This is a genomic window from Sphingomonas sp. GW821-FHT09E03 (assembly GCF_059416225.1).
The window spans coordinates 108,964-134,332 of sequence record NZ_JBWKOS010000001.1 but is presented as its reverse complement, the minus strand read 5'-3'; the positions used below and the strand labels follow the sequence as shown (position 1 = coordinate 134,332).

28 protein-coding genes and 1 tRNA gene are annotated in these 25,369 nt (G+C 67.3%); 13 read left to right on the top strand and 16 right to left on the bottom strand.

Annotated elements, in window-relative coordinates:
• The 4 genes from AC07M8_RS00795 (at position 1) to AC07M8_RS00780 (ending at position 3,770) form a co-directional block, all read left to right on the top strand.
• Complete coding sequence (locus AC07M8_RS00795; protein WP_495172564.1) at positions 1 to 1,269, top strand: CpaE/TadZ family protein; 1,269 nt, start codon at positions 1 to 3, stop codon at positions 1,267 to 1,269.
• Between the two features lie 54 nt (positions 1,270 to 1,323).
• Positions 1,324 to 2,295 (top strand): type II secretion system F family protein, encoded by a 972-nt coding sequence (locus AC07M8_RS00790; protein ID WP_495172563.1) that lies wholly within the window; start codon positions 1,324 to 1,326, stop codon positions 2,293 to 2,295.
• Between the two features lie 18 nt (positions 2,296 to 2,313).
• A complete protein-coding gene (locus AC07M8_RS00785; protein ID WP_495172562.1) occupies positions 2,314 to 3,297 on the top strand; it encodes a type II secretion system F family protein in 984 nt (327 codons plus the stop codon).
• 68 nt (positions 3,298 to 3,365) lie between these two features.
• On the top strand, positions 3,366 to 3,770 hold the full coding sequence (locus AC07M8_RS00780; RefSeq protein WP_495172561.1) for a hypothetical protein: 405 nt from the start codon (positions 3,366 to 3,368) through the stop codon (positions 3,768 to 3,770).
• Positions 3,771 to 3,798: 28 nt separating this feature from the next.
• Here the strand turns inward: AC07M8_RS00780 and ppdK are convergent, their stop codons facing one another.
• The 3 genes from ppdK to AC07M8_RS00765 all read right to left on the bottom strand — a co-directional run bounded on the left by ppdK (position 3,799) and on the right by AC07M8_RS00765 (position 9,685).
• The gene (gene ppdK, locus AC07M8_RS00775; RefSeq protein WP_495172560.1) at positions 3,799 to 6,459 is read right to left on the bottom strand and encodes a pyruvate, phosphate dikinase; all 2,661 of its coding nucleotides are present in this window, start codon (positions 6,457 to 6,459) and stop codon (positions 3,799 to 3,801) included.
• Positions 6,460 to 6,557: 98 nt separating this feature from the next.
• Positions 6,558 to 8,822, bottom strand: a complete 2,265-nt coding sequence (gene glyS, locus AC07M8_RS00770) for a glycine--tRNA ligase subunit beta (RefSeq protein WP_495172559.1) — start codon at positions 8,820 to 8,822, stop codon at positions 6,558 to 6,560.
• Positions 8,819 to 9,685 (bottom strand): glycine--tRNA ligase subunit alpha, encoded by an 867-nt coding sequence (locus tag AC07M8_RS00765; RefSeq protein WP_267395227.1) that lies wholly within the window; start codon positions 9,683 to 9,685, stop codon positions 8,819 to 8,821. Before AC07M8_RS00765 ends, glyS begins: the two co-directional genes overlap by 4 nt.
• A gap of 108 nt (positions 9,686 to 9,793) precedes the next feature.
• Between AC07M8_RS00765 and AC07M8_RS00760 the strand changes: the two genes are divergently transcribed.
• The 8 genes from AC07M8_RS00760 (at position 9,794) to AC07M8_RS00725 (ending at position 15,156) form a co-directional block, all read left to right on the top strand.
• Positions 9,794 to 10,705 (top strand): TraB/GumN family protein, encoded by a 912-nt coding sequence (locus AC07M8_RS00760; protein WP_495172558.1) that lies wholly within the window; start codon positions 9,794 to 9,796, stop codon positions 10,703 to 10,705.
• Between the two features lie 127 nt (positions 10,706 to 10,832).
• Positions 10,833 to 11,441, top strand: a complete 609-nt coding sequence (locus tag AC07M8_RS00755; protein WP_495172557.1) for a 50S ribosomal protein L25/general stress protein Ctc — start codon at positions 10,833 to 10,835, stop codon at positions 11,439 to 11,441.
• A gap of 79 nt (positions 11,442 to 11,520) precedes the next feature.
• On the top strand, positions 11,521 to 12,090 hold the full coding sequence (gene pth / locus AC07M8_RS00750) for an aminoacyl-tRNA hydrolase (protein WP_495172556.1): 570 nt from the start codon (positions 11,521 to 11,523) through the stop codon (positions 12,088 to 12,090).
• Positions 12,091 to 12,159: 69 nt separating this feature from the next.
• Positions 12,160 to 12,759 (top strand): TIGR02466 family protein, encoded by a 600-nt coding sequence (locus tag AC07M8_RS00745; protein ID WP_495172555.1) that lies wholly within the window; start codon positions 12,160 to 12,162, stop codon positions 12,757 to 12,759.
• Between the two features lie 78 nt (positions 12,760 to 12,837).
• Positions 12,838 to 13,155 carry a hypothetical protein gene (locus AC07M8_RS00740; protein WP_495172554.1) on the top strand — a complete coding sequence of 106 codons (318 nt, stop codon included), beginning with the start codon at positions 12,838 to 12,840 and terminating at the stop codon, positions 13,153 to 13,155.
• 62 nt (positions 13,156 to 13,217) lie between these two features.
• A tRNA-Leu gene (locus AC07M8_RS00735) sits at positions 13,218 to 13,301 on the top strand.
• A gap of 53 nt (positions 13,302 to 13,354) precedes the next feature.
• Positions 13,355 to 14,731 (top strand): ABC transporter substrate-binding protein, encoded by a 1,377-nt coding sequence (locus AC07M8_RS00730; protein WP_495172553.1) that lies wholly within the window; start codon positions 13,355 to 13,357, stop codon positions 14,729 to 14,731.
• Positions 14,731 to 15,156 carry a DUF4112 domain-containing protein gene (locus tag AC07M8_RS00725; RefSeq protein ID WP_267395278.1) on the top strand — a complete coding sequence of 142 codons (426 nt, stop codon included), beginning with the start codon at positions 14,731 to 14,733 and terminating at the stop codon, positions 15,154 to 15,156. The genes AC07M8_RS00730 and AC07M8_RS00725 overlap by 1 nt, the downstream gene beginning before the upstream one ends.
• A gap of 31 nt (positions 15,157 to 15,187) precedes the next feature.
• Here the strand turns inward: AC07M8_RS00725 and AC07M8_RS00720 are convergent, their stop codons facing one another.
• From AC07M8_RS00720 to nadC, 3 genes are all read right to left on the bottom strand, one after another.
• Complete coding sequence (locus AC07M8_RS00720) at positions 15,188 to 15,916, bottom strand: ribonuclease T2 family protein (RefSeq protein ID WP_495172552.1); 729 nt, start codon at positions 15,914 to 15,916, stop codon at positions 15,188 to 15,190.
• Complete coding sequence (locus AC07M8_RS00715) at positions 15,913 to 16,383, bottom strand: hypothetical protein (protein ID WP_495172551.1); 471 nt, start codon at positions 16,381 to 16,383, stop codon at positions 15,913 to 15,915. The genes AC07M8_RS00720 and AC07M8_RS00715 overlap by 4 nt, the downstream gene beginning before the upstream one ends.
• A 72-nt stretch (positions 16,384 to 16,455) precedes the next feature.
• Positions 16,456 to 17,316: a carboxylating nicotinate-nucleotide diphosphorylase gene (gene nadC / locus AC07M8_RS00710; protein ID WP_495172550.1), complete on the bottom strand. Its 861-nt coding sequence runs from the start codon at positions 17,314 to 17,316 to the stop codon at positions 16,456 to 16,458.
• 128 nt (positions 17,317 to 17,444) lie between these two features.
• Here nadC and AC07M8_RS00705 point away from each other — a divergent pair, with 128 nt between their 5' ends.
• Positions 17,445 to 17,621, top strand: coding sequence for a hypothetical protein (locus AC07M8_RS00705; RefSeq protein ID WP_495172549.1), 177 nt, complete (start codon positions 17,445 to 17,447; stop codon positions 17,619 to 17,621).
• Positions 17,622 to 17,670: 49 nt separating this feature from the next.
• Here the strand turns inward: AC07M8_RS00705 and nadA are convergent, their stop codons facing one another.
• The 10 genes from nadA to leuD form a co-directional block, all read right to left on the bottom strand.
• Positions 17,671 to 18,669 (bottom strand): quinolinate synthase NadA, encoded by a 999-nt coding sequence (gene nadA / locus AC07M8_RS00700; RefSeq protein WP_495172548.1) that lies wholly within the window; start codon positions 18,667 to 18,669, stop codon positions 17,671 to 17,673.
• Between the two features lie 15 nt (positions 18,670 to 18,684).
• A complete protein-coding gene (locus AC07M8_RS00695) occupies positions 18,685 to 19,419 on the bottom strand; it encodes a DUF4230 domain-containing protein (protein WP_495172547.1) in 735 nt (244 codons plus the stop codon).
• Complete coding sequence (locus AC07M8_RS00690) at positions 19,401 to 20,258, bottom strand: MBL fold metallo-hydrolase (RefSeq protein WP_495172546.1); 858 nt, start codon at positions 20,256 to 20,258, stop codon at positions 19,401 to 19,403. The genes AC07M8_RS00695 and AC07M8_RS00690 overlap by 19 nt, the downstream gene beginning before the upstream one ends.
• Positions 20,259 to 20,340: 82 nt before the next feature.
• A complete protein-coding gene (locus tag AC07M8_RS00685) occupies positions 20,341 to 21,957 on the bottom strand; it encodes a M56 family metallopeptidase (protein WP_495172545.1) in 1,617 nt (538 codons plus the stop codon).
• Positions 21,954 to 22,322, bottom strand: a complete 369-nt coding sequence (locus AC07M8_RS00680) for a BlaI/MecI/CopY family transcriptional regulator (RefSeq protein WP_495172544.1) — start codon at positions 22,320 to 22,322, stop codon at positions 21,954 to 21,956. The genes AC07M8_RS00685 and AC07M8_RS00680 overlap by 4 nt, the downstream gene beginning before the upstream one ends.
• A gap of 381 nt (positions 22,323 to 22,703) precedes the next feature.
• Entirely contained in the window at positions 22,704 to 23,042 is a 339-nt protein-coding gene (grxD, locus tag AC07M8_RS00675) for a Grx4 family monothiol glutaredoxin (RefSeq protein ID WP_495172543.1), read from the bottom strand.
• A 12-nt stretch (positions 23,043 to 23,054) separates the two neighbouring features.
• Positions 23,055 to 23,285, bottom strand: coding sequence for a BolA family transcriptional regulator (locus AC07M8_RS00670; protein ID WP_267395290.1), 231 nt, complete (start codon positions 23,283 to 23,285; stop codon positions 23,055 to 23,057).
• 11 nt (positions 23,286 to 23,296) lie between these two features.
• The gene (locus AC07M8_RS00665; RefSeq protein ID WP_495172542.1) at positions 23,297 to 23,620 is read right to left on the bottom strand and encodes a DUF1476 domain-containing protein; all 324 of its coding nucleotides are present in this window, start codon (positions 23,618 to 23,620) and stop codon (positions 23,297 to 23,299) included.
• Positions 23,621 to 23,717: 97 nt separating this feature from the next.
• Positions 23,718 to 24,716: an NADPH:quinone oxidoreductase family protein gene (locus AC07M8_RS00660; RefSeq protein WP_495172541.1), complete on the bottom strand. Its 999-nt coding sequence runs from the start codon at positions 24,714 to 24,716 to the stop codon at positions 23,718 to 23,720.
• Positions 24,679 to 25,308, bottom strand: coding sequence for a 3-isopropylmalate dehydratase small subunit (gene leuD / locus AC07M8_RS00655; RefSeq protein WP_495172540.1), 630 nt, complete (start codon positions 25,306 to 25,308; stop codon positions 24,679 to 24,681). The genes AC07M8_RS00660 and leuD overlap by 38 nt, the downstream gene beginning before the upstream one ends.
• Positions 25,309 to 25,369: the final 61 nt, after the last annotated feature.

The following is a 25,369-nucleotide window of genomic DNA, read 5'->3' as shown; positions in this document are numbered from 1 at the left end:
ATGAATGCACCTTGGAAACCGGCCGGTAGCGGCCTTCGCGATCCCTTCGCGGCCTATGTCTGCGACGAGACCACGCTCGAAACCCTGCGCCCGATCGCGACCGAACTCGGCTGGTCGGTCGACAAGATCTACAAGGGTGGCCTGCGCAACGCGGTCCAGTCGCTGTCGGTCTCGGCCTCGCCGCAGATCCTGTTCGTTGATCTCGCCGAATCGGGCGATCCGCTGAACGACATCAACGCGCTCGCCGAGGTCTGCGAGCCGGGTACGGTGGTGATCGCGGCCGGACAGGTCAACGACGTCCGCCTGTATCGCGATCTGGTCGCGAGCGGCATCCAGGATTACCTGCTGAAGCCGCTGCATCCCGACATGCTGCGCGAGGCGTTCGGCCACGCCCAGGCGATGCTCAACGCGCCCAAGCTCGCCGAGGCGGTGATCGACCGGCCGCATGCCTCCACTGCCGTGATCGGGACGCGTGGCGGTGTCGGTGCCTCGACAATTGCGACCTCGCTTGCGTGGCTGATGAGCGAGCGTGAGAAGCGCACCACCGCGCTGCTCGATCTTGACGTCCATTTCGGTACCGCCGCCCTGGCGCTCGATCTCGAGCCCGGCCGTGGCCTGACCGATGCGATCGAGAATCCCAGCCGGATCGACGGGCTGTTCATTGAGCGCGCGATGGTCAAGGCATCGGAGAAGCTCGCGGTGCTCAGCGCCGAGGCACCGATCAACGCGCCGCTGATGACCGACGGCTCTGCCTTCTTCCAGCTGCAGGAAGAGATGCGCGCCGCCTTCGAATGCACCGTGGTGGATCTGCCGCGTGGCATGCTCGTCCAGCATCCGCATCTGATCAGCGACATCCAGTGCGCCGTGGTCGTCACCGAGCTGACCCTTGCCGCGGCGCGCGACACGATCCGCATCCTATCGTGGCTCAAGACCAATGCGCCGCAGACCCAGGTGATCGTCGCCGCCAACCGCATGCACGCCACCGGCCAGCTCGAGATCAGCCGCAAGGACTTCGAGGGCTCGATCGAGCGCCGCATCGATTTCGTCGTGCCGTTCGACCAGAAGCTCGCTGCCCAAGCTGCCAAGCTCGGCAAGCCGATGGCGGAGGCCGGCAAGAACTCGAAGACGATCGCGCCGCTGATCGAGATGCTCGGCCGCGTGCTCTACGTCGCGGAGGAGAGCAGCAGCGACACCAAGGGGGCCGCCAAGGGCAGCACCAAGGGCAAGTCGCTGATCTCGTCGCTGATGGCAAAGCGCGCCAAGAAATGATCCCCGCCGCCCGCTTCGGCGGGCGGTTCTGACGATTGGAGGCTGTTTGCCGCAATGGACTTGATGCCGCTCCTGATGGTGTTCCTGGGCTCCTTCGCGGTGCTGGCGATGCTGCTGTTCGCGTTTAGCGGCCCTTCGCCGCAACGCGCCCAGACGCGACGGCTGGCAACGGTGCGCGAGCGCCATGGCGATGGTGCGATCGTCGAGGCGCAGATGCGCAAGATCACCGCCGGGCGCGGCAAGACCAAGACCGATGTCGCTTTCGGTCGCATCCTCCCCAACCCTGCCCAGCTTGCCAAACGGCTGGCGATGACGGGCAAGGACTGGACCGTTGGTCGCTATGGCCAGGCGAGCGCCGCGATCTTGGTGGTGGTTGCCGCGCTGCTCTGGCTAAAGGGCGCGCCGCTGCTGCTCGCGTTGTTCCTCGGCATGTTCATGGGTGCCGGCATTCCGCATTTCGTGGTCGGCTTCTTCATCAAGCGCCGCATTGCCAACTTTACCGCAAAATTTCCTGACGCAATCGAATTGCTCGTCCGCGGCCTTCGCTCGGGTCTTCCCGTCACCGAGACGATCGGCGTCGTCGGCCAGGAAATGAAGGGTCCGGTCGGCGAGGAATTCCGCATGGTGTCCGACAAGATGAAGATAGGCCGGTCGATGGACGCGGCGTTGCAGGACACCGCGGATCGCCTCGGCACGCCCGAATTTCAGTTCTTCGTCATCACCATTGCCATCCAGCGCGAGACCGGCGGCAATCTGGCGGAGACGCTCGCCAATCTGGCCACCGTGCTGCGCCAGCGCGGGCAGATGAAGCTCAAGATCAAAGCGATGTCATCGGAGTCCAAAGCTTCTGCCTACATCGTCGGCTCGCTGCCCTTCATCGTCTTCGGCATGATCTGGATGATCAACGCCGGCTATATGCAGAACTTCTTCGTCGATCAGCGACTGATGATCGCCGGGATCGGCGGACTGATCTGGATGGGCATCGGCGCCTTCATCATGGCCAAGATGGTCAGCTTCGAAATTTAAGGGACGGACAAGCAGGACATGGAGCAGCCAGCCGGACCGACCCTGATGGGTATAGACGTATTGTGGGTCGCGACGATCCTGTCGGGCGTCGCCGCCTTCGCGGTGATGTTCGCTATCTACACCGTGACCACGGTGCGCGATCCGATGACCAAGCGCGTCAAAGCGCTGAACGATCGCCGCGAGCAGCTCAAGGCAGGCATCACCGCCTCCACCAAGCGCCGTGCCAAGCTCGTCCAGCGCAACGACACCACCGATCGCATGCGCAACCTGCTGAGCTCGCTCAAGGTGTTGCAGGACAGCCAGCTCAAGGTCGCGCAGGTCAAGCTGATGCAAGCCGGCATCCGCTCCAAGGACTGGGCGGTGGCGGTGATCTTCGGGCGACTGGTGCTGCCGATCGTGCTCGGCGGCTTCATGGTGTTCGTTGTTTACGGCACCGACTTCGTCGCGACCTACTCGCCGCTCAAGAAGTACGGCATCGTCGCGATCACCTTTATCCTGGCGTACAAGGCGCCGGATATTTTCCTCAAGAACAAGATCACCAAGCGCTCCAACGCAATCCGCAAGGGTCTGCCGGACGCACTCGACCTGCTGGTGATCTGCGCCGAGGCGGGTCTCACCGTCGATGCCGCCTTCCATCGCGTCGCCAAGGAACTCGGCCGCGCCTATCCCGAACTCGGCGACGAGTTCACCCTCACCGCGATCGAGCTGGGTTTCCTTTCTGAACGGCGGCAGGCGTTCGAAAATCTGGCGACCCGGGTCGATCTCGACGCCGTGCGCGGGGTCGTCACCACCATGATCCAGACCGAGAAATACGGCACCCCGCTCGCCTCGGCGTTGCGCGTGCTCTCGGCCGAATTCCGCAACGAGCGGATGATGCGGGCGGAGGAGAAGGCGGCGCGGCTGCCGGCGATCATGACCGTGCCGTTGATCCTTTTCATCCTCCCAACGCTGTTCGTCGTCATCCTCGGCCCGGCCGCCTGCTCGATCAGCGACGCTTTCTGATCGGCGCGCGCGCCAAGCAACCGATCAGGGCATCGCTTCGTTAAGCCTGCGTAACAGGGAGATTTACCATGCTGTTCTCCACGCCCACGCAGTTCGCGGTGCTCGCGCTGCTGTTCGTTGCCGGCTGGCTGTTCGGCCTCGCCAGCCATCCGGGTGGCCGCAAGTGGAAGGAGCGCTACGTCGCCGAGCGCGAGGCGCATGCCGCCAATCGCCGCACCGCGGAAACCAGCATCGCCGCCGCCAATGCGCGCACGGCCGAGGTGTCGCGGGAGAATACCCGCCTCGCCGAGGCGACCCCGGTCACCACGACCACCATCCGCGACGATCGCGTGGTGGCGCATCCAAGTGCAGTAGCCGCGCCCGCCCCGCTGTCGCCAGCACCGCTGGCGAGCGCCCGCCCCGCCTACCCGGCGACCGACTACGCCGCGCGCGAACGCCGCGGCTGGTTCGATTGGACGCCGCGCCCGCGGTGACCGGGCGCGGCGAGGCCATAGCGCAGGCTTAGCGGTTGAGTGCCGCCTGTGCCGCCGCCAGCCGCGCGATCGGCACGCGATATGGCGAGGCACTGACGTAATCGAGCCCGACCTTCTCGCAGAAGGCGATGCTGGCCGGATCGCCGCCATGCTCGCCGCAGATGCCAAGCTTGATGTCGGGCCGGGTCTTGCGGCCGCGCTCGACGGCGATCTCGACCAGCTCGCCCACGCCTTCGACATCCAGGCTGACGAACGGGTCCTTGGCGTAGATCCCCTGCTCGACATAGGCGCCGAGGAAGCGCCCGGCATCGTCACGGCTGACGCCGAGCGTGGTCTGGGTGAGATCGTTGGTGCCGAACGAGAAGAACTCGCCGGTCTCGGCGATCTCGCCGGCCTTGAGCGCGGCGCGCGGCAGTTCGATCATCGTGCCGACAAGATATTCGATAGTCTTGCCGCGTTCAGCGAACACCGCCTTGGCGACCCGGTCGACCACCGCCTTCATCAGGTCGAGCTCGCGCTTGGTGGCGACCAGCGGGATCATCACCTCGGGGATCGGCGCCTCGCCGGATTTGTCGGCGACGTCGAGCGCCGCCTCGAAGATCGCGCGCGCCTGCATCTCGTAGATCTCGGGATAGGTGACGCCGAGCCGGCAGCCGCGGTGGCCAAGCATCGGGTTGAACTCGTGGAGCTCGGCGGCGCGGCGCTTGAGCGTATCGACGTCGATCCCCGCGGCCTCGGCAACCTCGGCGAATTCATTCTCCTCGTGCGGCAGGAATTCGTGCAGCGGCGGATCGAGCAGCCGCACGGTGACCGGCAGGCCGACCATGACCTCGAAGATCTCGGTGAAGTCGCTGCGCTGCGCCGGGAGCAGCTTCTCCAGCGCGGCGCGGCGGCCGGCCTCGTCGGCAGCGAGGATCATCTGGCGCACCGCGGTGATCCGCGCCGCATCAAAGAACATGTGCTCGGTGCGGCACAGGCCGACGCCCTCGGCACCGAACTCGCGCGCGGTGCGGCAATCGAGCGGGGTCTCGGCATTGGCGCGCACCTTGAGCCGGCGGACCTCGTCGGCCCAGCTCATCAGCGTGCCGAAGTCGCCCGACAGTTCGGGCTGCACGGTCGGCACCGCGCCGGCCATCACCTCGCCGGTGGTGCCGTCGATGGTGAGGGTGTCGCCCTCCTTCACCTCACGGCCGCCGACGCGCATCACCCGTGTCTTGTTGTCGATCGACAGCGATCCGGCGCCTGAGACGCACGGGCGGCCCATGCCGCGTGCGACTACCGCGGCGTGGCTGGTCATGCCACCGCGCGCGGTGAGGATGCCCTTGGCGGCGTGCATGCCGTGGATGTCTTCGGGGCTGGTCTCGACGCGAACCAGGATCACCGCCTCGCCCGCGGCAGCCCGCTTCTCGGCGGTGTCACTGTCGAACACCGCCACGCCCGAGGCGGCGCCGGGCGACGCGGGCAGGCCCTTGGCGATGACGTCGCGATGCGCGGCGGGATCGAGCGTCGGGTGAAGCAATTGGTCGAGCGCCTGGGGATCGACGCGCAGGATCGCCTCCTCGCGGGTGATCAGCCCCTCATTGGCCATGTCGACCGCGATCTTGAGCGCCGCCTTGGCGGTGCGCTTGCCCGAGCGGGTCTGGAGCATCCACAATTTGGCCTGTTCGACCGTGAATTCGATGTCCTGCATGTCGCGATAATGGTTTTCGAGCGTGTCGAACACCTCGGCCAACTCGCCATAGACCGCCGGCATCGCCTCTTCCATCGAAGCGGGCTTGGCGCCGGCCTCCTCGCGCGCGGTGCGGGTGAGATATTGCGGGGTGCGGATGCCGGCGACGACGTCCTCGCCCTGGGCGTTGATCAGGAACTCGCCGTAATAGGCACGATCGCCCTTTGACGGGTCGCGGGTGAAGGCGACGCCGGTCGCTGACGTGTCGCCCATGTTGCCGAACACCATCGCCTGGATGTTGACCGCGGTACCCCAGCCGCCGGGAATGTCGTTGAGCCGACGATACACCTTGGCGCGCTCTGACTGCCACGAGCCGAACACCGCGCCGACCGCGCCCCACAGCTGATCGTGGACGTCCTGCGGGAACGGCTTGTGCCATTCCTGCTCGACCAGCTTCTTATACTCGGCGACCAGCGCTTTCAGATCATCGGCGCTGAGTTCGGTATCGAGCGTATAGCCATTGTCTTCCTTGGCGACCTCCAGCGCTTCCTCGAACGCGCCATGGTCGAGCTCGAGGACGACGTCGGCATACATCTGAATGAAGCGGCGATAGCTGTCCCAGGCGAAGCGCGCGTCGCCCGACCTGGCGACCAGCCCCTCGACCGTTTCGTCGTTGAGGCCGAGGTTGAGCACCGTGTCCATCATGCCGGGCATCGACACCCGCGCGCCCGAGCGCACCGAAACGAGCAGCGGGTTGGCCGGGTCGCCGAACGCCTTGCCGGTGATGCCCTCGATATGGCTCAACCCGGCCGCGACCTCGTCGCGCAGCGACTCGGGGAAACGCTCGCCCTCCTCGTAATAGCGCGTGCACATCTCGGTCGAGATAGTGAACCCGGGGGGTACCGGCAGGCCGATCGAGGCCATCTCGGCCAGGTTTGCGCCCTTGCCGCCGAGCAGATTCTTGTCGCCCTTGCCGCCATCGGAAACGCCGCCGCCGAACCGGTACACATATTGGGTCATCGCTGATCCTTGCCTTGGTGAGTGCTTCGCCCCCGGGGAGGAAAGGAAAACACGCTCGTCATTCCAAGTTCACGTCGAACCCGTTGGAGGATGTTAGTTCATCCCTCGATCCGCGAGAAGTCCGCAACCGTATGCACCGCCGCGCGTACCCGGGCGAGCAGCGCGAGCCGGGCCGAGCGCTTGGCGGGATCGGCATCGTTCACCGTGACGCTCTCGAAAAATGCGTCGATCGGTGCGCGCAGGGTGGCGAGCGCGGTCATCGCCGCCTCGAAATCCTCGTTGGCGACCGCATCGGCCGCCGCCGGCTCGGCCGCGTCTAGCGCCGCGATCAGCGCGGCTTCGGCCGGTTCGGGTGTGTAGCCCAGCGATCCGTCGCCGTTCGCCCCTGCCTCGGTGACCGAGACGCCCTCCTTCTTGAGGATGTTCGCCGCCCGTTTGTACCCCGCAAGCAGGTTCGCCCCATCCGCCGTGCCGACGAACGCCTGCAACGCATGGACCCGGCCGAGAAGCCGGACCAAATCGTCCTCGCCGCCGAGCGCGAACACCGCATCGATCAGATCGTGGCGGACGCCGGCGTCGCGCTGCTGGACCTTGAGGCGGTCGGCGAAGAAGTCGAGCACCGACCTCCCAAGACGCTCAGCTGGCGTGTCGGAGCCCGTCCAGCCGTAAGCCTGTACTATCACGCCACTTCCGGGTTGCCGCCGCTTCGCAGCGAGGTCCAAAGCCTTCACCATGTCCATCACTACGGGTTCGAGCCTTTCGACTGCGTTGCGCAGTGGAAGACGCAGGCCATTGGTTTCAATCAGTGAGATGATGCCGAGAGCGGCGCGGCGAAGAGCAAAGGGATCTCGGGATCCAGTAGGTTCCATTGCGACGTACGGATGGAAGAAACTCGCGATGGTATCCAGCTTGTCTGCTAAGCTCACGGCCACCGTTACAGGCGCAGTCGGCACGTCATCACCCTGCCCGACCGGCTTGTAGTGATCGCGGATCGCGGCGGCGACCTGGGGGTCCTCGCCTTGCGCGGCAGCGTAATAGCCGCCCATCAGGCCCTGGAGCTCGGGGAACTCGCCGACCATGCCGGTGACGAGATCCGCCTTGGCGAGCCGCGCGGCGCGCTCGGCGAGGTCGGCCAGCGAGGTCGTGCCCCCGTTCGTCACCCCAGCGGAAGCTGGGGTCTCTTGCGGCTCTTGCCCGGCGCCATCGCTGGAGACCCCAGCTTTCGCTGGGGTGACGGATGAGGGAATAATCCCCTCTTCCACCAGCCAGCGCGCGAGCGTGGCGACGCGATCGACCTTGTCGGCGACGGTGCCAAGCTTTTCGTGGAACACGATCTTCTCGAGCTTGGCCGCCTGCTCGCCTAGCGGCGTCTTGAGATCGGTCTCGTAGAAGAAGCGTGCGTCGCTGAGCCGTGCCGCGAGCACCTTGCGGTTACCCTCTACGATCTTCGCGCCGCCGTCGCTCGCCTCGATGTTGGCGGTGCAGACGAAGGCGTTGGCGAGCGCACCGGCGCCGTCGCGGCAGACGAAATACTTCTGGTTCACCCGTGCGGTGAGCTGGATCACCTCGGGCGGGACGTCGAGGAACGTCGCGTCGAAGCGGCCGAGCAGCGGCACCGGCCATTCGGTGAGCCCGGCGTTCTCGGCAACTAGGCCCTCGTCCTCGACCAGCACCAGCCCGGCCTCGGCGGCGAGCGCGCTTGCCCGCTCGCGGATCAGCGCGCGGCGCTCGTCCTGGTCGACGATGACGTGGCAGGCACGCAGCTTCTCGGCATAATCGGCCGCCGAGCCGATCGTGATGATGCCGGGATGATGGAAGCGATGGCCGAGCGTCGCCGCGGCCGAGCGGACGCCGGCGATCTCGATATCGACGATTGCCTCGCCGAGCAGCGCGACGATGCCGTGCAGCGGCCGCACCCAGCGCAAGCTCTCGGTGGACGTGGAATCGCCACCCCAGCGCATCGACTTGGGCCAGGGGAAGCCGCGGATGATCGCGGGCACCGCCTCGGCGAGCACGGCGGCGGTGGCGCGGCCGGGCTTGTTGGTGACCGCGTAGAAGATGCCGTCGCGCTCGGTGAGATCCTCACGAGCGAGCCCCGTCTTGCGCAGGAAACCGTCGAGCGCCTGCGGCGGCGCGCTGCTGCGCGGCCCCTTGATCTCCTCGCTCACCGCCTCGGTTTCGGGCGGCAGCGCGCGGGCGATCAGCGTCAGCCGGCGCGGGGTGGCATAGGTCTCAAGCGCGCCGGCCTTGAGCCCGGCCTTGTCGAGCTCGGCGGCGAACAGGCGGGCGAGGTCGTCGCGCGCCTTGTCCTGCATCCGCGCAGGGATTTCTTCGGAGCGGAGTTCGAGGAGGAAATCGGTCACGCCGCCCATCCGTTCTTGTCCATCCACGCCCCGCAGGCGCCCTTGGCGAGGTCGCGCACCCGGCCGATATAGGCCTGGCGCTCGGCGACCGAGATCACACCGCGCGCCTGGAGCAGGTTGAAGGTGTGGCTCGCCTTGATCGCCTGCTCGTACGCCGGGATCGGCAGGTTGCGGGCAAGGCAGTTCTCGCACTCGGCCGCCGCCTTGCGGAAGGCGTCGAACAGCGTGTCGGTGTCGGCGACCTCGAAGTTCCAGGTCGACATCTCCACCTCATTGTTGTGGAACACGTCGCCATAGGTGACGCCGCTGTCGTTGAAGGCGAGATCGTACACCGAATCCTTGTTCTGGATGTACATCGCCAGTCGCTCGAGCCCGTAGGTGAGCTCGCCCGCGACCGGCTTCATGTCGAACCCGCCCATCTGCTGGAAATAGGTGAACTGGGTCACCTCCATGCCGTCGCACCACACTTCCCAGCCGAGCCCCCAGGCGCCGAGCGTCGGGCTTTCCCAATCGTCCTCGACGAAACGGATGTCGTGGGTGGTCATGTCCACGCCGATTGCGGCGAGGCTGCCGAGATACAGGTCCTGCAGGTTCGCCGGCGAGGGCTTCAGGATCACCTGATATTGGTAATAATGCTGCAGCCGGTTGGGGTTTTCGCCATAGCGGCCGTCGGTCGGCCGGCGGCAGGGCTGAACGAAGGCGGCGTTCCACGGCTTGGGGCCGAGCGCGCGCAGCGTCGTCGCCGGGTGGAAGGTGCCGGCACCCATCTCCATGTCATAGGGCTGCAGGATCACGCAGCCCTGCTCGCTCCAATAGTCATGGAGCGTCAGGATCATGCGCTGGAAGCTTAAGGGCTGTGGCATATGCCTCGAGCGCTTAGAGGGAAGCCCCCCGCTCTAGCAAGTTGGAAGGTGCGCCCCTAGCTTGTCGCCAGCCTCTCCCGTGTCCCTCCTGTGGAACCCTTGCCGCTTATGATCCGATCGATCGGCGCCGCGCTCTCGGCGCTCACGCTTGCCCTCGCGCTGCCCGCCTGCGCCCAGCGGCAACCCGCTGCCGCCGCACGCGACGCCAGTGATGCCGATCCGGCGCTGTGGGTGGTCAAGGACCAGGACACGACGGTCTATCTGTTCGGCACCATCCATGTGCTCAAACCCGGGATGAGCTGGTTCGACGAGGCGGTGAAGGCGGCATTCGATCGCGCCGACGAGGTCAAGCTGGAGCTGGTGATGCCCGACCCTGCGGCAATGGCATCGCTGGTCGCCGCCACCGGGGTAGCGCCTGCCGGGACGCCGCCGCTGACCGAGCAGGTCCCCGCCGACAAGCGCGCGGCCTTCACCAAGGCGGTGCTCGATCTCGGCCTGCCCGCCAATGCGCTTGATCGCTACAAGCCCTGGCTCGCCGCGACCCAGCTCTCGATCGCGCCGCTGTCCAGGCTCGGTTACGACAGCGCCAACGGCCCCGAGGAAGTGATCACTGCCGCCGCCAAGCAGGCGGGCAAGCCGCTCACCGGCCTCGAAACGGCGGAGCAGCAGCTCGGCTATTTCGGCGCGCTGTCGGCGCCCGCGCAGCTCCAGTTCCTGACCAGCACGATCGACGAGCTGCCCAAGCTCGACAGCAGCATGAAGGAAATGGTCGATGATTGGGCGCACGGCAAACCCGAGGCGCTGGCCAAGGAAATGAACGACAGCCTCAAGGACTCGCCCGAGGTCGCCAAGGTGCTGCTGGTCGATCGCAACAAGCGCTGGGCCGCCTGGGTAAAGCAGCGGATGGCGCAGCCGGGCACGGTGTTCATCGCGGTCGGCGCCGGGCATCTCGCGGGGCAGGACAGCGTCCAGGCGCAGCTCGCCAAGCTCGGTGTGAAGGCCGAGCGGGTGACATACTGACGCTGGCGCGCTCCACCCTCTTCCTTGCTTTTCCCGGCCCCTTCCGCTACGCGCGCCCGCTTCCGGTCCATGGTCATCCCTGGAGGCGTGGGCGGGAAGAACAACAAACGAGTTTCGGAGAATATCGATGAGCGACACCATTACGCTCGCAGCCGAGACGCGTGACCGGGTTGGCAAGGGAGCCTCCCGGGCATTGCGTCGCGACGGCCGCGTGCCCGCCGTGATCTATGGCCAGAACCAGGAGCCGAGCTCGGTTCATCTGGAAGAGAAGGCGCTGATGAAGGCGCTGATGACCGGCCACTTCATGAACTCCGTGATCATGGTCAACGGCGAGCGCACGCTGCCCAAGGACGTCGCGTTCCACCCGGTCAGCGATCGCCCGATCCACGTCGATTTCCTGCGCATCGGCGAGCATTCGACCGTCACCGTCTCGGTGCCCGTCGTGTTCACCGACGAGGAAGAATCGGCCGGCCTCAAGAAGGGCGGCGTGCTCAACATCGTCCGCCACGAGCTGGAGCTGGTGGTCGACGCGGCTGACATCCCCAGCGAGATCACCATCTCGCTTGCCGGCACCGACCTTGGCGATTCGATCCACATCAGCGCCGTGACCCTGCCGCAAGGCGCGACCAGCGCGATCGAGGATCGCGACTTCACCATCGCTACGATCGCGACGCCGTCGGCGCTGCGCTCGGAAGCGGATGCCGATGCTGCCGAGGGCGAGACCCCGGCCGCCTGAGGCTTGCCGTCAGGGCAATACGGATCGGGCAGGGCGGCATTCGCTTCCCTGCCCTTTTTCTTAAGTGGAGACGCGCGACGTGCAGATCTGGGCAGGGCTCGGTAACCCGGGCGCGCAATATACCATGCACCGCCACAATGTCGGCTTCATGGCGGTCGACGCGATCGCCGAGGTGCACGGCTTCGGCCCCACCAAGAAGCAGTTCCAGGGCTGGACGCAGGAGGGCCGGATCGGCACCGACAAGGTGCTGCTGCTCAAGCCAGCCACCTTCATGAACGACAGCGGCCGCGCGATCGGCGAGGCGCTGCGCTTCTACAAGCTCGGGCCGGACGCGCTGACCGTGTTCCACGACGAGCTCGATCTCGCGCCGTTCAAGGTCAAGGTGAAGCGCGGCGGCGGCACTGCAGGGCATAACGGCCTGCGCTCAACCGACCAGCACCTCGGCCCCGAGTTCCGCCGCGTTCGCCTCGGCATCGGCCATCCGGGCCACAAGGATCGCGTTACCGGCTATGTGCTCGGCAATTACGCCAAGACCGAGATCGATCCGCTCGCCGACATGCTCGGCGCGGTAGCGGCGGAAGCGGGCTGGCTCGTCGCGGGCGACGACGTGCGCTTCATGAACGATGTCGCGCTGCGCCAGCAGCCCTAGACCGCCGCTTGGACCGACACGGGCGCGATAGCGGTTGATGCGCTCGCGCGCCCGTGCTTCGAGGAAGACATGATCCGCTCGCTGTTCGCCACCCGTTTTTACGAAGACCTGCTCGGCGACGAGGCGCTGCTCGAAGAGCTGGAGGAAGCTTGCCACGATCTGGCGCAGCAGGATCGCGCCGGGGTCGCCTGGTCAAAGGCGCATGGCTACCGCGGCTATACCTCCTACGCCTCGCTCAACGATCTGCCCGCGCGCGACCCGCGGTTCGCCGATCTGGTCAAGCTGCTCAACCGTCACGTCGCGCGCTTCGCCGAGGCCTGCGCCTTCGATCTCGCCGGGCGCAAGCTCAAGCTCGACAGCCTGTGGGTCAACGTCCTCAAGCCCGGCGGCACCCATTCGGGTCACATCCATCCCCATTCGGCGGTGTCGGGCACGATCTACATCGCGGTGCCGCCGGGCGCCGGCGCACTCAAGCTCGAGGATCCGCGGCTGCCGATGATGATGGCCGCCCCTACCCGCCGGGCCGACGCCGGCGAGGATCATGCCACCTTCGTCTATGCCGAGCCGCAACCGGGCACGGTGTTCCTTTGGGAAAGCTGGTTGCGCCATGAGGTGGTCGCCAACGCCGCCAAGGGCGAGCGGATCAGCATCAGCTTCAACTATCGCTGACGCGGGCGATCGTTTCCCGCCAGCGCCATCGGACCGCCGCAATCGCCCCTCACGCTCCACGCAGCACGGGAGAGGCAGATGCTGGTGGCAGTCCTGATCGCGATGCAGGCCGGCGGCACCTCGCCGGACCCACGCCTCGCCACCTTCGATCTCGCCGCGATCAAGCCGCCCGCCGGCTGCGACGCGAGCAGCACCGACATCGTCGTCTGTGGCCGCAGCGAGGCAGCGCGCGACCGGCTGAAGGGCGCTCCCCAAGGCATCGAAGCCCCGCCGGCGCTTCCCAAGGCCGAGATTGGCGTAATCGGCACCGTCCGCGCGACCGCTGAAACCGAAGCTGTCGGCGTCGGCGGCTTTCCCAGCAATCGCGTCATGCTGCGGCTCAAGGCGCCGTTCTGAGCCGTTGCGCGGCCAACAAGCCTTGACGCCCCGCCCCGGCTCGGCTTCTCGTGCCCGGGTGTGCGGACGTGGCGAAACCGGTAGACGCAGCCGACTTAAAATCGGCTTCCCCTGGAGTGCGGGTTCGAGTCCCGCCGTCCGCACCATCCTGCTCGCGCTGGCGCTGGCCGGGTGCAACCCGCGGCCCGATTCGGGCGCGGTGATCGTCAGCGCGATCGGCGCCGCCCCTCGCCTCGCCGATGCCGCCCGCCACGATCTCAGCGCGTCGGACCGGATGCTGCTCGACTCGACCGCCGAGGGCCTGGTCCGGTTCGATGCGGCGGGCCAGATCGAGCCGGGGCTGGCCGAACGCTGGATCGTGATCGACGACGGCCGCAGCTACATCTTCCGTCTGCGCGAGGCGCAATGGCCCGACGGCAGCGACGTCACCGCCGACGACGTGGTGAGCAATCTGCGCCGCGAGATCGCGCCCGGGTCACGCAATCCGCTGGCGCCGTTCCTCACCGCGATCGACGAAATCGTGGTGATGACACCGCAGGTGATTGAAGTGCGGCTGGCGCGGCCGCGGCCGGATCTGCTCAAGCTGTTCGCCCAGCCGGAGCTGGCGGTGTGGCATCGCGCCAATGGTGGTGGCGCCGGACCGATGCGGGTAGCGCGTGCCGGCCGCAGCCCGCTGCTGCGCCCCGCATTCGATCCGTCGCGTGCGGATCCCGAGGACCGGCGCACCACCGCGCCCGAGCAGGAGGTTCGCCTGATCGGCGAGCGCGCCGCACGGGCGATTGTCCGCTTCACCGCGCATGATTCTGATCTGGTGAGCGGTGGCACCTTTGCCGACTGGCCGTTGCTTGGGCTCAGCGGCGTCGCGCGGATCAACATCGCCGTCGATCCTGCTGCCGGGTTGTTCGGGTTGGCGATCGTCAACCGCGACGGCTTCCTCGCCGATGCCGGCAACCGTGCCGCGCTCAACGGTGCCATCGACCGCGCGGCGGTGACCGGCGCGATCGCCCCCGATTGGGAGGTCGCCGAGCGCACCCTGCCCGAGCAGCTCGATTCCGCCGCCCCGCCGGCGGTGCCAAGCTGGTCGCTGCTCACCCCCGACCAGCGGCGCAGCGCCGCCCGCGAACGCGTTGCCGCCTGGCCGGGCGGCGCGGTGCGGCTAAGGATCGCGATGCCCGACGGCCCCGGCGCGACATTGGTCTATGGCCAGCTCGCCGCCTCGCTACTCGCGATCGGCATCACGCCTGCGCGGGTAAGGCTGACCGACCCAGCCGATCTTGCTCTGGTTGATCTGGTCGCGCCCTATGACAGTGCCCGCTGGTATCTCGCCAACGCCTGCGGCTTGTGCGGCGATCAGGCGCGCGCGGCGCTGCTGGCCGCCCGCGACGCGCCGACGATGAGCGAACGCGCGCGGCTGATCGCGGCGGCGGATATCGCGCTCAACGACGATGTCTCGTTCATCCCGATCGCTCGGCCATGGCGCTGGTCGCTGGTGGCGCTGAGGCTGCGGCAATGGCACGCCAACCCGCGCGCGTGGCACCCGTTGAACCGACTGCGGAATGACCCCACATCATCGTGATGGATCAACGCGCCCGCCCGCTCAACATCGACCCTTTGCTCGCTTCGCTGCCTATCGGCCGTGATCCCGCATCGGTCCGCAAACGGCTGGAAGCGATGGAGCATCTGCTCGAGGGCCTGTTCACCATTCCCGGTATTAATCGCCGGGTAGGTCTGGATGTGCTGCTCGATCTGGTGCCGGTGGTCGGCACCACCGTGGCCGCGCTGCTCGGCTCCTGGCTGGTGTGGGAAGCGCGCAACGTCGGCATGTCCAAGCTGCAGATGGCGCGGATGTTCGGCAATGTTGGCGTCGACTGGGCGCTTGGGCTGATCCCCTGGGTGGGCGCGGTGCCGGACTTTTTCTTTCGATCCAACACCCGCAACATGCGGCTGATCCGCCGCCACCTTGACAAGCATCACCCCGCCTCGGTGACGCTGGAGGGCTGATCGCCGCTCCGGCGTCGACCGTGGCTGCCCGCTAGCGGCTGCCCCGCCAGATGGTCAGCGGTGCGCCGGCGGGTAGCCCGCCCTGGTGCGCCGGGCAGCGCTGGTAGCGGAAGCGACGATCGAGGCAGATCCACACTTCGTCGAGCCAACCTTGCTTGGTGGCGGTAACCCGCATCATGTCGGCGCCGAGCCCCGGATTGGCGCGCGCCATTGCCGTGGCGAAGCGCCCGGCGGTCAGCGGCGCGCGCGACAGCGAGTCCATCTCCGGATAGCGCAGCCGCGCGTACAGGCCATTGGACTGGGCAAAATAGCGCGCCGGGCGGTAGCCGGGCATGCAGGTGCCATGCTTGGCCCATTCGTGCTGCAACAGCTGCGCCGACGGGGTCGCGCACAGATGCAGGCGGATCACCGGCTGCGGCAGCAGCGCGGTCGGATGGCAATATTGCGGCCAGTCCTTGCCGAACCCGTCCGGCCACAGGCCATGCAGGGTGAAGCCGAAGCGATTACCGCTGCCGCATTGGACGCGTGCCGAAGCCTCGTCCGCATGGTCACGGCAATATTGCGGCGCCCAGGTGATCGCGAGCGTATAGCCGCCGATCGGCAGCTGCCGCGCGGGCTGACTGTCGCTCGGCAGCTCCGGATGGATCCGCTGCGCACCCGTCGGCACCGAGCATTGGTAGGCCTGGCCGGTCGCCACGGCGGGGGCGAGCAGCGCGATAGTGGCGGCGATGACCGGCGCGGCGGTGCGGAACATGGTCATGCGAACGGCTCCGTCGGCGCGGTCGGGCGGTCTAGGTCATCGAGATCGTCGTCGCGATCTTCGCCGAACCATTCCTTCGCATCTGGCCTGAACAGCATCACCGCGGCAGCGATGTAAAGCAGATTGGCGACGATCCCGAGCACCACCGGCAGCAGCGCCGGTGCCCTGCCGCCGATCACGGAAATTACGGCCAGCAGCGTGCTGATCGCGCCGATGCCGGCAAATACCACCTGCACCCATTTGGCGACGACGCTCGGGGTGCGGGCGATGAAATACCACAAGGTCACGGACACGGCGATGCTCACCACCGTCACCGCCGGCAGGAACCAGGTGGCGTTGGCAAGCACGGGGTTGGCCGCCAGCACCTGGGCGCGGCTCGTCCAGCTGGTTGCGGTGTTGATCAGGCCGATCACGAACGATGCCCAATAGAGCTGTTCGAACCGAATGATCGATGATGGTCTGATCACAGCATGTCCCCCTTGCACGCGCCGCACGCTATCGCCGCCCGCGGATCGTGCAAGCGCGGATCGCCGATGATATCAGATCAGCGCGAAGTCGAGCCCGATGTCGGCCGCCGGCGCGCTCTGGGTGAGTCGCCCCACCGACACATAGGTCACGCCTGCTTCGGCGATGGCGCTGATGCTGTCCAGGCGCACGCCGCCCGACGCCTCGGTCGGCACCCGGCCGGCCACCAGCGCCACCGACTCGCGGAGCATCGGCGGCGCCATGTTGTCGAGCAGCAGATGGGTAGCGCCGGCGGCCAGCGCCGGCACGATCTGGTCCACCGAATCGACCTCGACGATGATCCGCTCGATCCCCGCGGCGACCGCGCGGCGCACCGCCTCGCCGATGTTGCCTGCCACCGCGACGTGATTGTCCTTGATCATCGCCGCATCCCACAACCCCATCCGGTGGTTCTGCGCGCCGCCCATGCGCGTCGCATATTTCTCGATCACGCGCAGGCCGGGGATGGTCTTGCGGGTATCGAGCAACGTCGCGCCGGTGCCGGCGATGGCGCGGACATAGCTGTTCGTCAGTGTGGCGATGCCGGAGAGATGCTGCACCGAGTTGAGCGCCGAGCGTTCGGCGGTGAGCATCGGTCGCGCCAGCCCCTCCAGGCGCAGCAGCGCCGTGCCCGCCGCAACCGCATCGCCGTCGTCATGCAGCCGTTCGATCCGCACAGCCGGATCGAGCGTGCGGAAGAAGGCTTCGGCGATGGGCAGTCCAGCGACCGTGATCGCGTCGCGGCTTGCCATCACGCCGGCAAAGCGCGCCTCCGCCGGGATCACCGCCTCGGAGGTAACGTCGCGGCCGCCCGCCACTCCATCGCCGCCGAGATCCTCCGCCAGCGTCGCCGCGACGAAGCGTTCGAGATCAAAACCGGGCAGCGAAAATGTCATGAAGTGGTCTCTTAAAAGCGGCGTAGTAGGGGCGGTATACTAACCTAGGCGAGTGACAATTGAGCGAGCTTGCCGTAAAGGGCAAGCCGCAACGGTTTACCAAATCCTGCGTTTCGGGGGGGGGATGTATGTCTGACATGCGATCGCGCGACATTGCCACCTTGTACCAACAGCTGACTGCGTCGTTGGCACTGGCCGACGAACTGCAACTGACGATCGTCGCCATCCATATCGACGAAGCACGATCGCAGATGCTCGGCCTCGACATGGAAGGCCCCGCAGTCTCCTCCGACACCACCGCCTGATCCTGCCGCCAGGACGAGGCCGCGCTTCCCAAGCAGCCCCACCGGCGGATCAGTCGCCGGTTACCCTGGCGGGCCCAAGATCGCCCTGACCCACGGTAGCCGAGGCCATCGCCAGCATCGCGTCCAGGCTCTTCTTGGCCTGGATCCGCAGCCCCTCTTCCATTTCGATCCGCGGCGCGAGGTCGCGCAGCGCGACGTAGAGCTTCTCCATGGTGTTGAGCGCCATGTACGGGCAGATGTTGCAATTGCAGTTACCATCTGCGCCCGGCGCGCCGATGAAGCGCTTGTGTGGCAGCGCCTTTTCCATTTGATGGATGATGTGTGGCTCGGTGGCGACGATCAGCGTGTCGCCCGGCATCGCCATCGCATATTCGAGAATGCCGCGGGTGGAGCCGACGTAATCGGCGTGATCGAGGATGATCGCCGGGCATTCGGGATGGGCGACGATCGGCGCACCGGGATGCTGCGCCTTGAGCTTGAGGAGTTCGGTTTCGCTGAACGCCTCGTGGACAATGCACACGCCCGGCCACAGCAGCATGTCGCGCCCGGTTTTGCGCGCCAGATAGCCGCCAAGGTTGCGGTCCGGCCCGAAGATGATCTTCTGGTCGCGCGGCAGCTGCGCGAGGATTTTTTCGGCGGACGACGAGGTGACGATGATGTCGCTGAGCGCCTTCACCTCGGTGGAGCAGTTGATGTAGGTAAGCGCGATATGATCGGGATGGGCGGCGCGGAACGCGGAGAACTGCTCGGGCGGGCAGCTGTCTTCCAGGCTGCAGCCGGCATCCATGTCGGGCAGCACGACGATCTTGTCGGGGCTGAGGATCTTGGCGGTCTCCGCCATGAACCGCACGCCGCAGAAGGCGATCACGTCGGCGTCGGTCGCCTGCGCCTTGCGGCTCAAGTCGAGGCTGTCGCCGACGTAATCGGCGAGATCCTGCAGTTCGGGCTTCTGGTAATAATGCGCGAGGATCACGGCATTGCGGTCCTTGCGCAGCCGCTCGATCTCGGCACGCAGGTCGAGCCCGGCGAAATTGGTCTTCAGTTCCATGGGACGGCTTCTACCTCAATTTGCGTTGCCGAGCACCTGCCCCGGCGTGCGGCTGGTGTCCCAGCGCTCACGGCTCGGGCTGGGGTCGTCGGCGAAGGTGACGTTGACGGTGGCGTCAATGCCCGCCGCGCGCAGCGGCATCGCAAAGCTGCGCTCGACGGCGTGGCGGGTGGCGTCGCGGGCGAGCTTCATCGGCGTCGCATCACGCGCCTGGCGGATCAGCTCGAGCTGGCCGGCACGGCGATTGGCGGCATCGAGGCCCTGATCGGCACTGGTCAAGCGCGAGAGCAAGCCGCCCGAGCCATATTCGCGGATTTGGGTGAGATCGACCTGCGGCCCGTCGATCAGCACCGGCGGCAGCCTGACCGACAGCGCGCGGGTGCCGGCGTCCCAGCGGACATCATCCTGGTCGAGCGCGCCGAGATCGACCTCGTAGCGCACCATGCCGGGCATGATCAGCGTCTTTTCAGTACTGAGCCCGAGCTGAGACTGGCGCGAGGTGACGACGGCGACGAACCGCGCGGCAAAGGCGGACAGCCGGTTCTGCTCGCGCAGCCCTTCCAGGCTGGCGCTGGCGATGGTGGTGGGGTCCGGTGCCAGCCGGTGCTCGACATAGCGCTGCACGCCCCACAGCGCGAGCAGCCCGGCAAGCACCAGCAGCAGCAGCACGCCCGCTGTCTTGGCGAGGAACGGGGCGACGCGCGACGGGCGTACCAGCTCCACCGGCGGGGTCACGCCGCGATCCGCCATGCCGTCCCCTCCTCGATCACCAGACCACGCCCCTGCAGATCATACAGATGCGCCAACACCGAGCGCTGTGCCGCGGGCAGCAGCCGCGGATCAAGCCCGACATACATCCGCTCGGTCATCGCCGGCACCGGGCGCGGCGCCTCGCGCAGCAGCCGCAGGATCTGGCCTTCACGCTGCTTGCGATGGCCGAGCATGCCGCGCACCAGCCGCTGCGGGTTCTCCACCGCCTCGCCGTGACCCGGATAATAGATGCGGTCGCTGCGCCCGAGCAGCTTGTCGAGGCTGGCCATATACTGGCCCATGTCGCCATCGGGCGGCGACACCACGCTGGTCGCCCAGCCCATCACGTGATCGCCCGAAAATAGCGCGGCCGTCTCCGGCAGGGCGAAGGCGAGATGGTTGGAGGTGTGGCCCGGGGTGGCGATCGCCGCGAGCGTCCAGCTGTCACCAGCCAGCCGGTCGCCATCGGCCAGCACCCGGTCCGGCGCGTAAGCGTGATCGAACGAGGCGTCGGCGCGCGGGCCGGCGCCGTCGGGAGCAAACGGCGCGGCGCCGACGATCGGCGCGCCGGTGAGCGCCTGGAGCGGCCGCGCGGCGGGGCTGTGATCGCGATGATGATGGGTAATCACGATCGCGCGCACCGGCCGGCCGGCGATCGCCCTCACGAGCGCGTCGAGATGCGCGGCATCGTCCGGGCCCGGGTCGATCACTGCTAGATCGTCGATGCCGACCAGATGGGTCTGGGTACCGGTAAAGGTATAGGGCGATGGATTGGGCGCGAGCACCCGGGTGACGAGGGGCTCGAGCTGGATCGGGATGCCGGTCGGGTGCTCAGCCATGGCCGGGAGATGGCGGCGACAGCGGGCGAAGGCAAGCCCTGCCCTCGTCAACACTGCCGGCCGAACTGCGCGTGCCCCGCCCTTAATCGACCTCGGACAATTGCTGGCGCATGTCGGCGATGCCCCGGTCGATGCCCTGCAGCGCCGCCCTGCGCTGGTCGGCCGACATGGTCGGCTCGTTGACGATGCCGAGCCGCGCCGCCCGCATGCCGGCGATCGCATGGTTCATCGCGTCGAGCCGGATCTGCTTGCTGTCGAGCGCCATCGCGACCGCATGGCTGGCGGCGACCGAAGCCTGAACCGCGACGGCGGCGGCCTGAGCCGTAGCCGCGGCTGCCATCTTCGCGATCCGGTCTGAGCAGATGATCATCGCCTTGCGGCCATGCTCGCGGGTCTGGATCACCACCGGGTGATCATCGCCGTTGCGCCGCCCGTCGCACACCCGCTCGCTGACCAGCGGGACGCCGGCGGCCGAGATCGGCAACCCGTCACGAGCCCGCACCGCGCCATCGGTCATCGTCACCCGGTCGTCCGCAATAGTGACGGTGCCGGCATGGCGATGCCCGCCCGGCGGGGCGGGCGGCGCTTCGGGGGCCTCGGGGGCCTCGTCTGCGGGCGCGGCATCGGCGGCCTTCTCTGCGTCGGGCGCCGCGGGTGCGGCAGGCGCGACGCGTGCGGCGGGTGCGCGCGGCGCCGGCGGCATCTGCAAGTTAATGCCGATCGTCTCACCGACCTTGCCGGTCAGCGCCGCGGCGGCGCTCGTGCCCGAGGCGGTGAGGCCGAGGCCGGTGAGTACCAGCAAGGTGACCATGGCGCCGCCGGTGGCGATCCGGCCGCGTGAGCGTGGCAGGGTGGAAAGCATGCGTATTCTCCCTTTCAGATCGTCGATGGTGTGGAGGTGACAGGCAGCGGAAACGGCGCCGCCGTGCGCCGCCTTGATGATCGCGCAGGCATAAGCGTGACGATCGATCGTCGAGCGGCCGGCGAGCACGCGCGCGTCATTGGCCAGTTCCTGGTCCGCGCGGAACGCCCTGAAGGCGCGCCAGGCAATGGGATTGAACCAGTGGATCGCGAGCACTGCGAGCGCCGCCCAATTGGCGACAAGGTCGCCGCGCTGGTGGTGGCCGATCTCATGCGCCAGCGCGAGTTCGCGCTCGTCGGCATCGTAGCGATCATCGAAGTCGAGCGGAAAGGCGACATAGCGGCGCAGTACGCCGAAGGCGAGCGGCCCGGTCGCGGCCTCGCTGGCGATGACGCTGACCCCGTCTAGCCGCTCGACCCGCGCCGCGGACCGCAGCAGCCGCCGGCAGAAGCGGCTATGCGCTGCGAGGTGCCAGCACAGAAAGACCGCGCTCCCCGCCAGCCACAACAGCCCGAGCAGGAGCCCCGGCGACGGCAACGTCCATGCCAATGCCGGCGCCTGCGGCGCGACCACATGGCTCAGCGCCGCGCCGGGGGTGATGATAATTACCGAGAGCGTCTCGCCCGCGCGCGCGATCGGCGTCGCGGTCACCTGCTGCCAGCGCTCGGGGAGCGGCGGCAGCAGCAGGCGGAGCAACGGCAGCGCCCACAGGGCATAGCCGAGCTGCGGGCCGAACAACCGGCGCACCGGCGCACGGATCGCCATCACGAGCGCCATCAGCAGCGTCGAGGCGATCAGCGCCTGGATCGCCCAGCTCGCGAGCGCGACGCCACTCACTGCTTCAACTCCCGGAGCAGCGCCTCGATCTCGGCGATGTCCTGGCTGGTCAGTTCGTCGCGCTCGGCGAGGTGAGCGACCAGCGGCGTCAGCTTGCCGCCGAACAACCGGTCCATCAGCCGTCGCGACTCGCCGGCGACATAATCATCGCGCGCCACCAGCGGCCGGTAGATATAGCGGCGGCCATCCTGCACATGCGCGATCACCGCCTTGGCGAGCAGCCGACCTAGCAGCGTCTTGACGGTATTGGCGCTCCAGCCGCGCTGCGGATCGACCCGTTCGGCGACATCCTGTGCAGTGAGCGGCGCCGCGTCCCACAGCACCTCCATCACCGCATGCTCCGCATCGCTGATACGCTCCGCCATCCGTCGACTCCGCTACTGACTACGCCTGTAGTCATACCGATTACGGGCGTAGTCAATGTGGTAATTCTACGGGGTGGCGACAGATCGCGAACTGCGCTGCCCGCGCCCGCTGTCAGATTTCTTTACATTAGCGCTTAAGCGCGGCGCGGCGTTAACCACCAACCGCCGCGGAATGGCGTGCTTCATCAATTCTGGCACGCAGCCTGCTAAGCTACAGGCAGCCGAGCGTTCACACGTTTCAGCAGGGTGGGCAACCGCTGCTACCAGTCTCGCGGTTGCCCACCCTCACCCGGCCTCTCCCAAATTCCGAACAGCCGCGGATTGGTCCACCTCACTGAGGCAGACACGTACCCGCCCTTGTGCGGCATCCGAGAAGAGTGCTCAGCCGGCGGTAGCCTGTCCCTGGTTCTCGCCCTGCAGCAGTTCGGCCAGTTCGCCGCTCTCGTACATCTCCATCATGATGTCCGAGCCGCCGACAAATTCGCCACCGACGTAGAGCTGCGGGATCGTGGGCCAATCCGAATAGCCCTTGATACCCTGGCGGATACCCTGGTCCTGAAGCACGTCGACGCTCTCATATTGCGCGCCGAGGTGATCAAGGATCGCCACCGCCCGGCTGGAGAAGCCGCACTGCGGGAACAGCGGGCTGCCCTTCATGAACAGTACCACCTTGTTGGTCTTCACGATCCCGTCGATCCGGGCATGGGTGTCATCGGTCATGGTCGCCATCCTTCAGGCCGCAGCCGTCTTCAATTGGAGCGCGTGGAGTTCGCCGCCCATCCGTCCGCCGAGCGCGGCATAGACCGCCTGGTGCTGCTTGCGCAGCGGCAGCCCGGCAAAGCTCGCGCTGACCACGCGGGCAGCATAGTGATCGCCGTCCCCGGCAAGGTCGGTGATCTCCACCACCGCATCGGGAATGGCGGCGCGGATCAGCGTGGCGATGTCGTCGGCAACCATGGGCATATCGTTCGTACCTACTCGGATTGGATCAGCTGGCGGCGGGCCTCGACGAGCTTCTCGTCCAGCGCGCGGCGAACGATGCCGTCATCGATCTCGACGCCCGCCGCGGTGAGGTCGCCCACCAGCTTGCGGACCACGTCTTCGTCGCCCGATTCTTCGAAATCGGCCTGAACGACCGACTTGGCATAGGAATCGGTTTCCTCGGGTGTCAGCTGCATCTGCGCCGCGGCCCACTGGCCAAGCAGCCGATTGCGCCGAGCGGTGATGCGGAACGCCATCTCCTCGTCGCGCGCAAACTTGTTCTCGAAGGCGCGCTGTCGATCCTCGAAACTGGTCATCGCCGACTTACCCCGCTCTTGCCGTCCCGCCCACATAGGTCCGCCCCCGGCGCGGCGCAACGGAGGGGACCGATGGATGGAGCGGCCTGCGGCGCCCTTAGCCCATCTGCACGACCAATTTGCCGATCGCCGTGCGGGCCGCGACCCTGGCGATCGCTTCGCCGGCACGCGCGAGCGGAAACGTCTCGGTAACGCGCGGCGCGATGCTGCCATCGCGCCACAAGGCGAACAATCGGTCGACGTGCGCCTGGTTCGCCTGCGGATCGCGCGCGGCAAACGCGCCCCAGAACACGCCGCAGACATCGCAGCTCTTGAGCAGAGTGAGGTTGAGCGGCAAGCGCGGGATACCGGCAGGAAAACCTACCACCAGATAACGTCCTTCCCAGCCGATAGCGCGCAACGCCGGCTCGGCATAATCCCCGCCGACCGGGTCGTAGATCACGTCGAAGCCCTGCCGACCGCCCGCCGCCTTGAACTGCTCGGCAAGCGCCTTGGATTGATCCTTGTCGAACGGCGCGCGGCCGTAGATCACCACCTCGTGGGCCCCGGCTGCCCTTGCCGCCGCCGCCTTGGCCTCGGACGACACCGCCGCCACTACCCGAGCGCCAAACGCCCTGCCGAGCTCGGTCGCAGCCAGCCCCACGCCGCCGGCGGCGCCGAGCACCAGCAGGGTCTGCCCCGCGGCCAGTCGGCCACGATCGAGCAGCGCATGGATGGTCGTCGCATAGGTCAGCAGCAGCGCCGCGCCCTCCGCGAAGCCGCGCTCGTCGGGCAGGCGAAACAGCCGCGCCGGATCCAGCGCGACCCGCTCGACCAGCCCGCCATGGCCGATCACGCCCATCACCCGCTCGCCGACCTGCCAGCCGGTCACGCCCTCTCCTACCGTCTCGATCACCCCGGCGATCTCGCCGCCCGGCGCGAACGGTCTTGGTGGCTTGAACTGGTATTTGTCCTCGATGATCAGCACATCGGGATAGTTGATCGCGCACGCCTTGACCGCGACCACAACCTCGCCCCTGCCCGCCGCAGGATCGGGCAGCTCGGCCAGCTCCAGAGTGTCAGGTCCGCCCGGCGCCCTCGACAGCAACGCTCGCATAGCCGCTCCTCCCCTCGATCCATGGCCGATGCTGGTTCATCGCGCCCTCGAAGTTTGAAATTGCGGTATCGCGGGCCAAGGTCAAGCCGATCTCGTCCAGCCCCTCCATCAGGCAGCGGCGGCGAAACGGGTCGAGGTCGAAGGTGAAGCGGTCCTGAAACGGCGTGGTCACCGTCATCGTCTCCAGGTCGACGGTGACCGGATGGGTCCGCGCGACCTCGACCAACCGGTCCACCGCCTCCTGCGGCAGCACCACGGGGACGATCCCGTTCTTGAACGCGTTGCCCGAGAAGATGTCGGAGAAGCTCGGCGCGATCACCGCCGTCACTCCCATGTCGGCCAGCGCCCAGGCGGCATGCTCGCGGCTCGAGCCGCAGCCGAAATTGTCGCCGGCGATCAGGATCGGCGCGCCGGTGTAGCGCGGATCATCGAACACGTTGCCCGGTTGCGCCCGCACCGTCTCGAACGCGCCGCGCGCCAGCCCCGATCGCGAGATGGTCTTCAGCCAATGCGCGGGGATGATGATATCGGTGTCGATATTCTTGGCACCCCAGGGATAGGCGGTGCCGGTAACGGTGGTGACGGGATTCACGGGAAAAGCTCCACTTGCGCCGACCCCGCAGAATGCGGGTGGCGCGGAAGGGTCAGCGCTC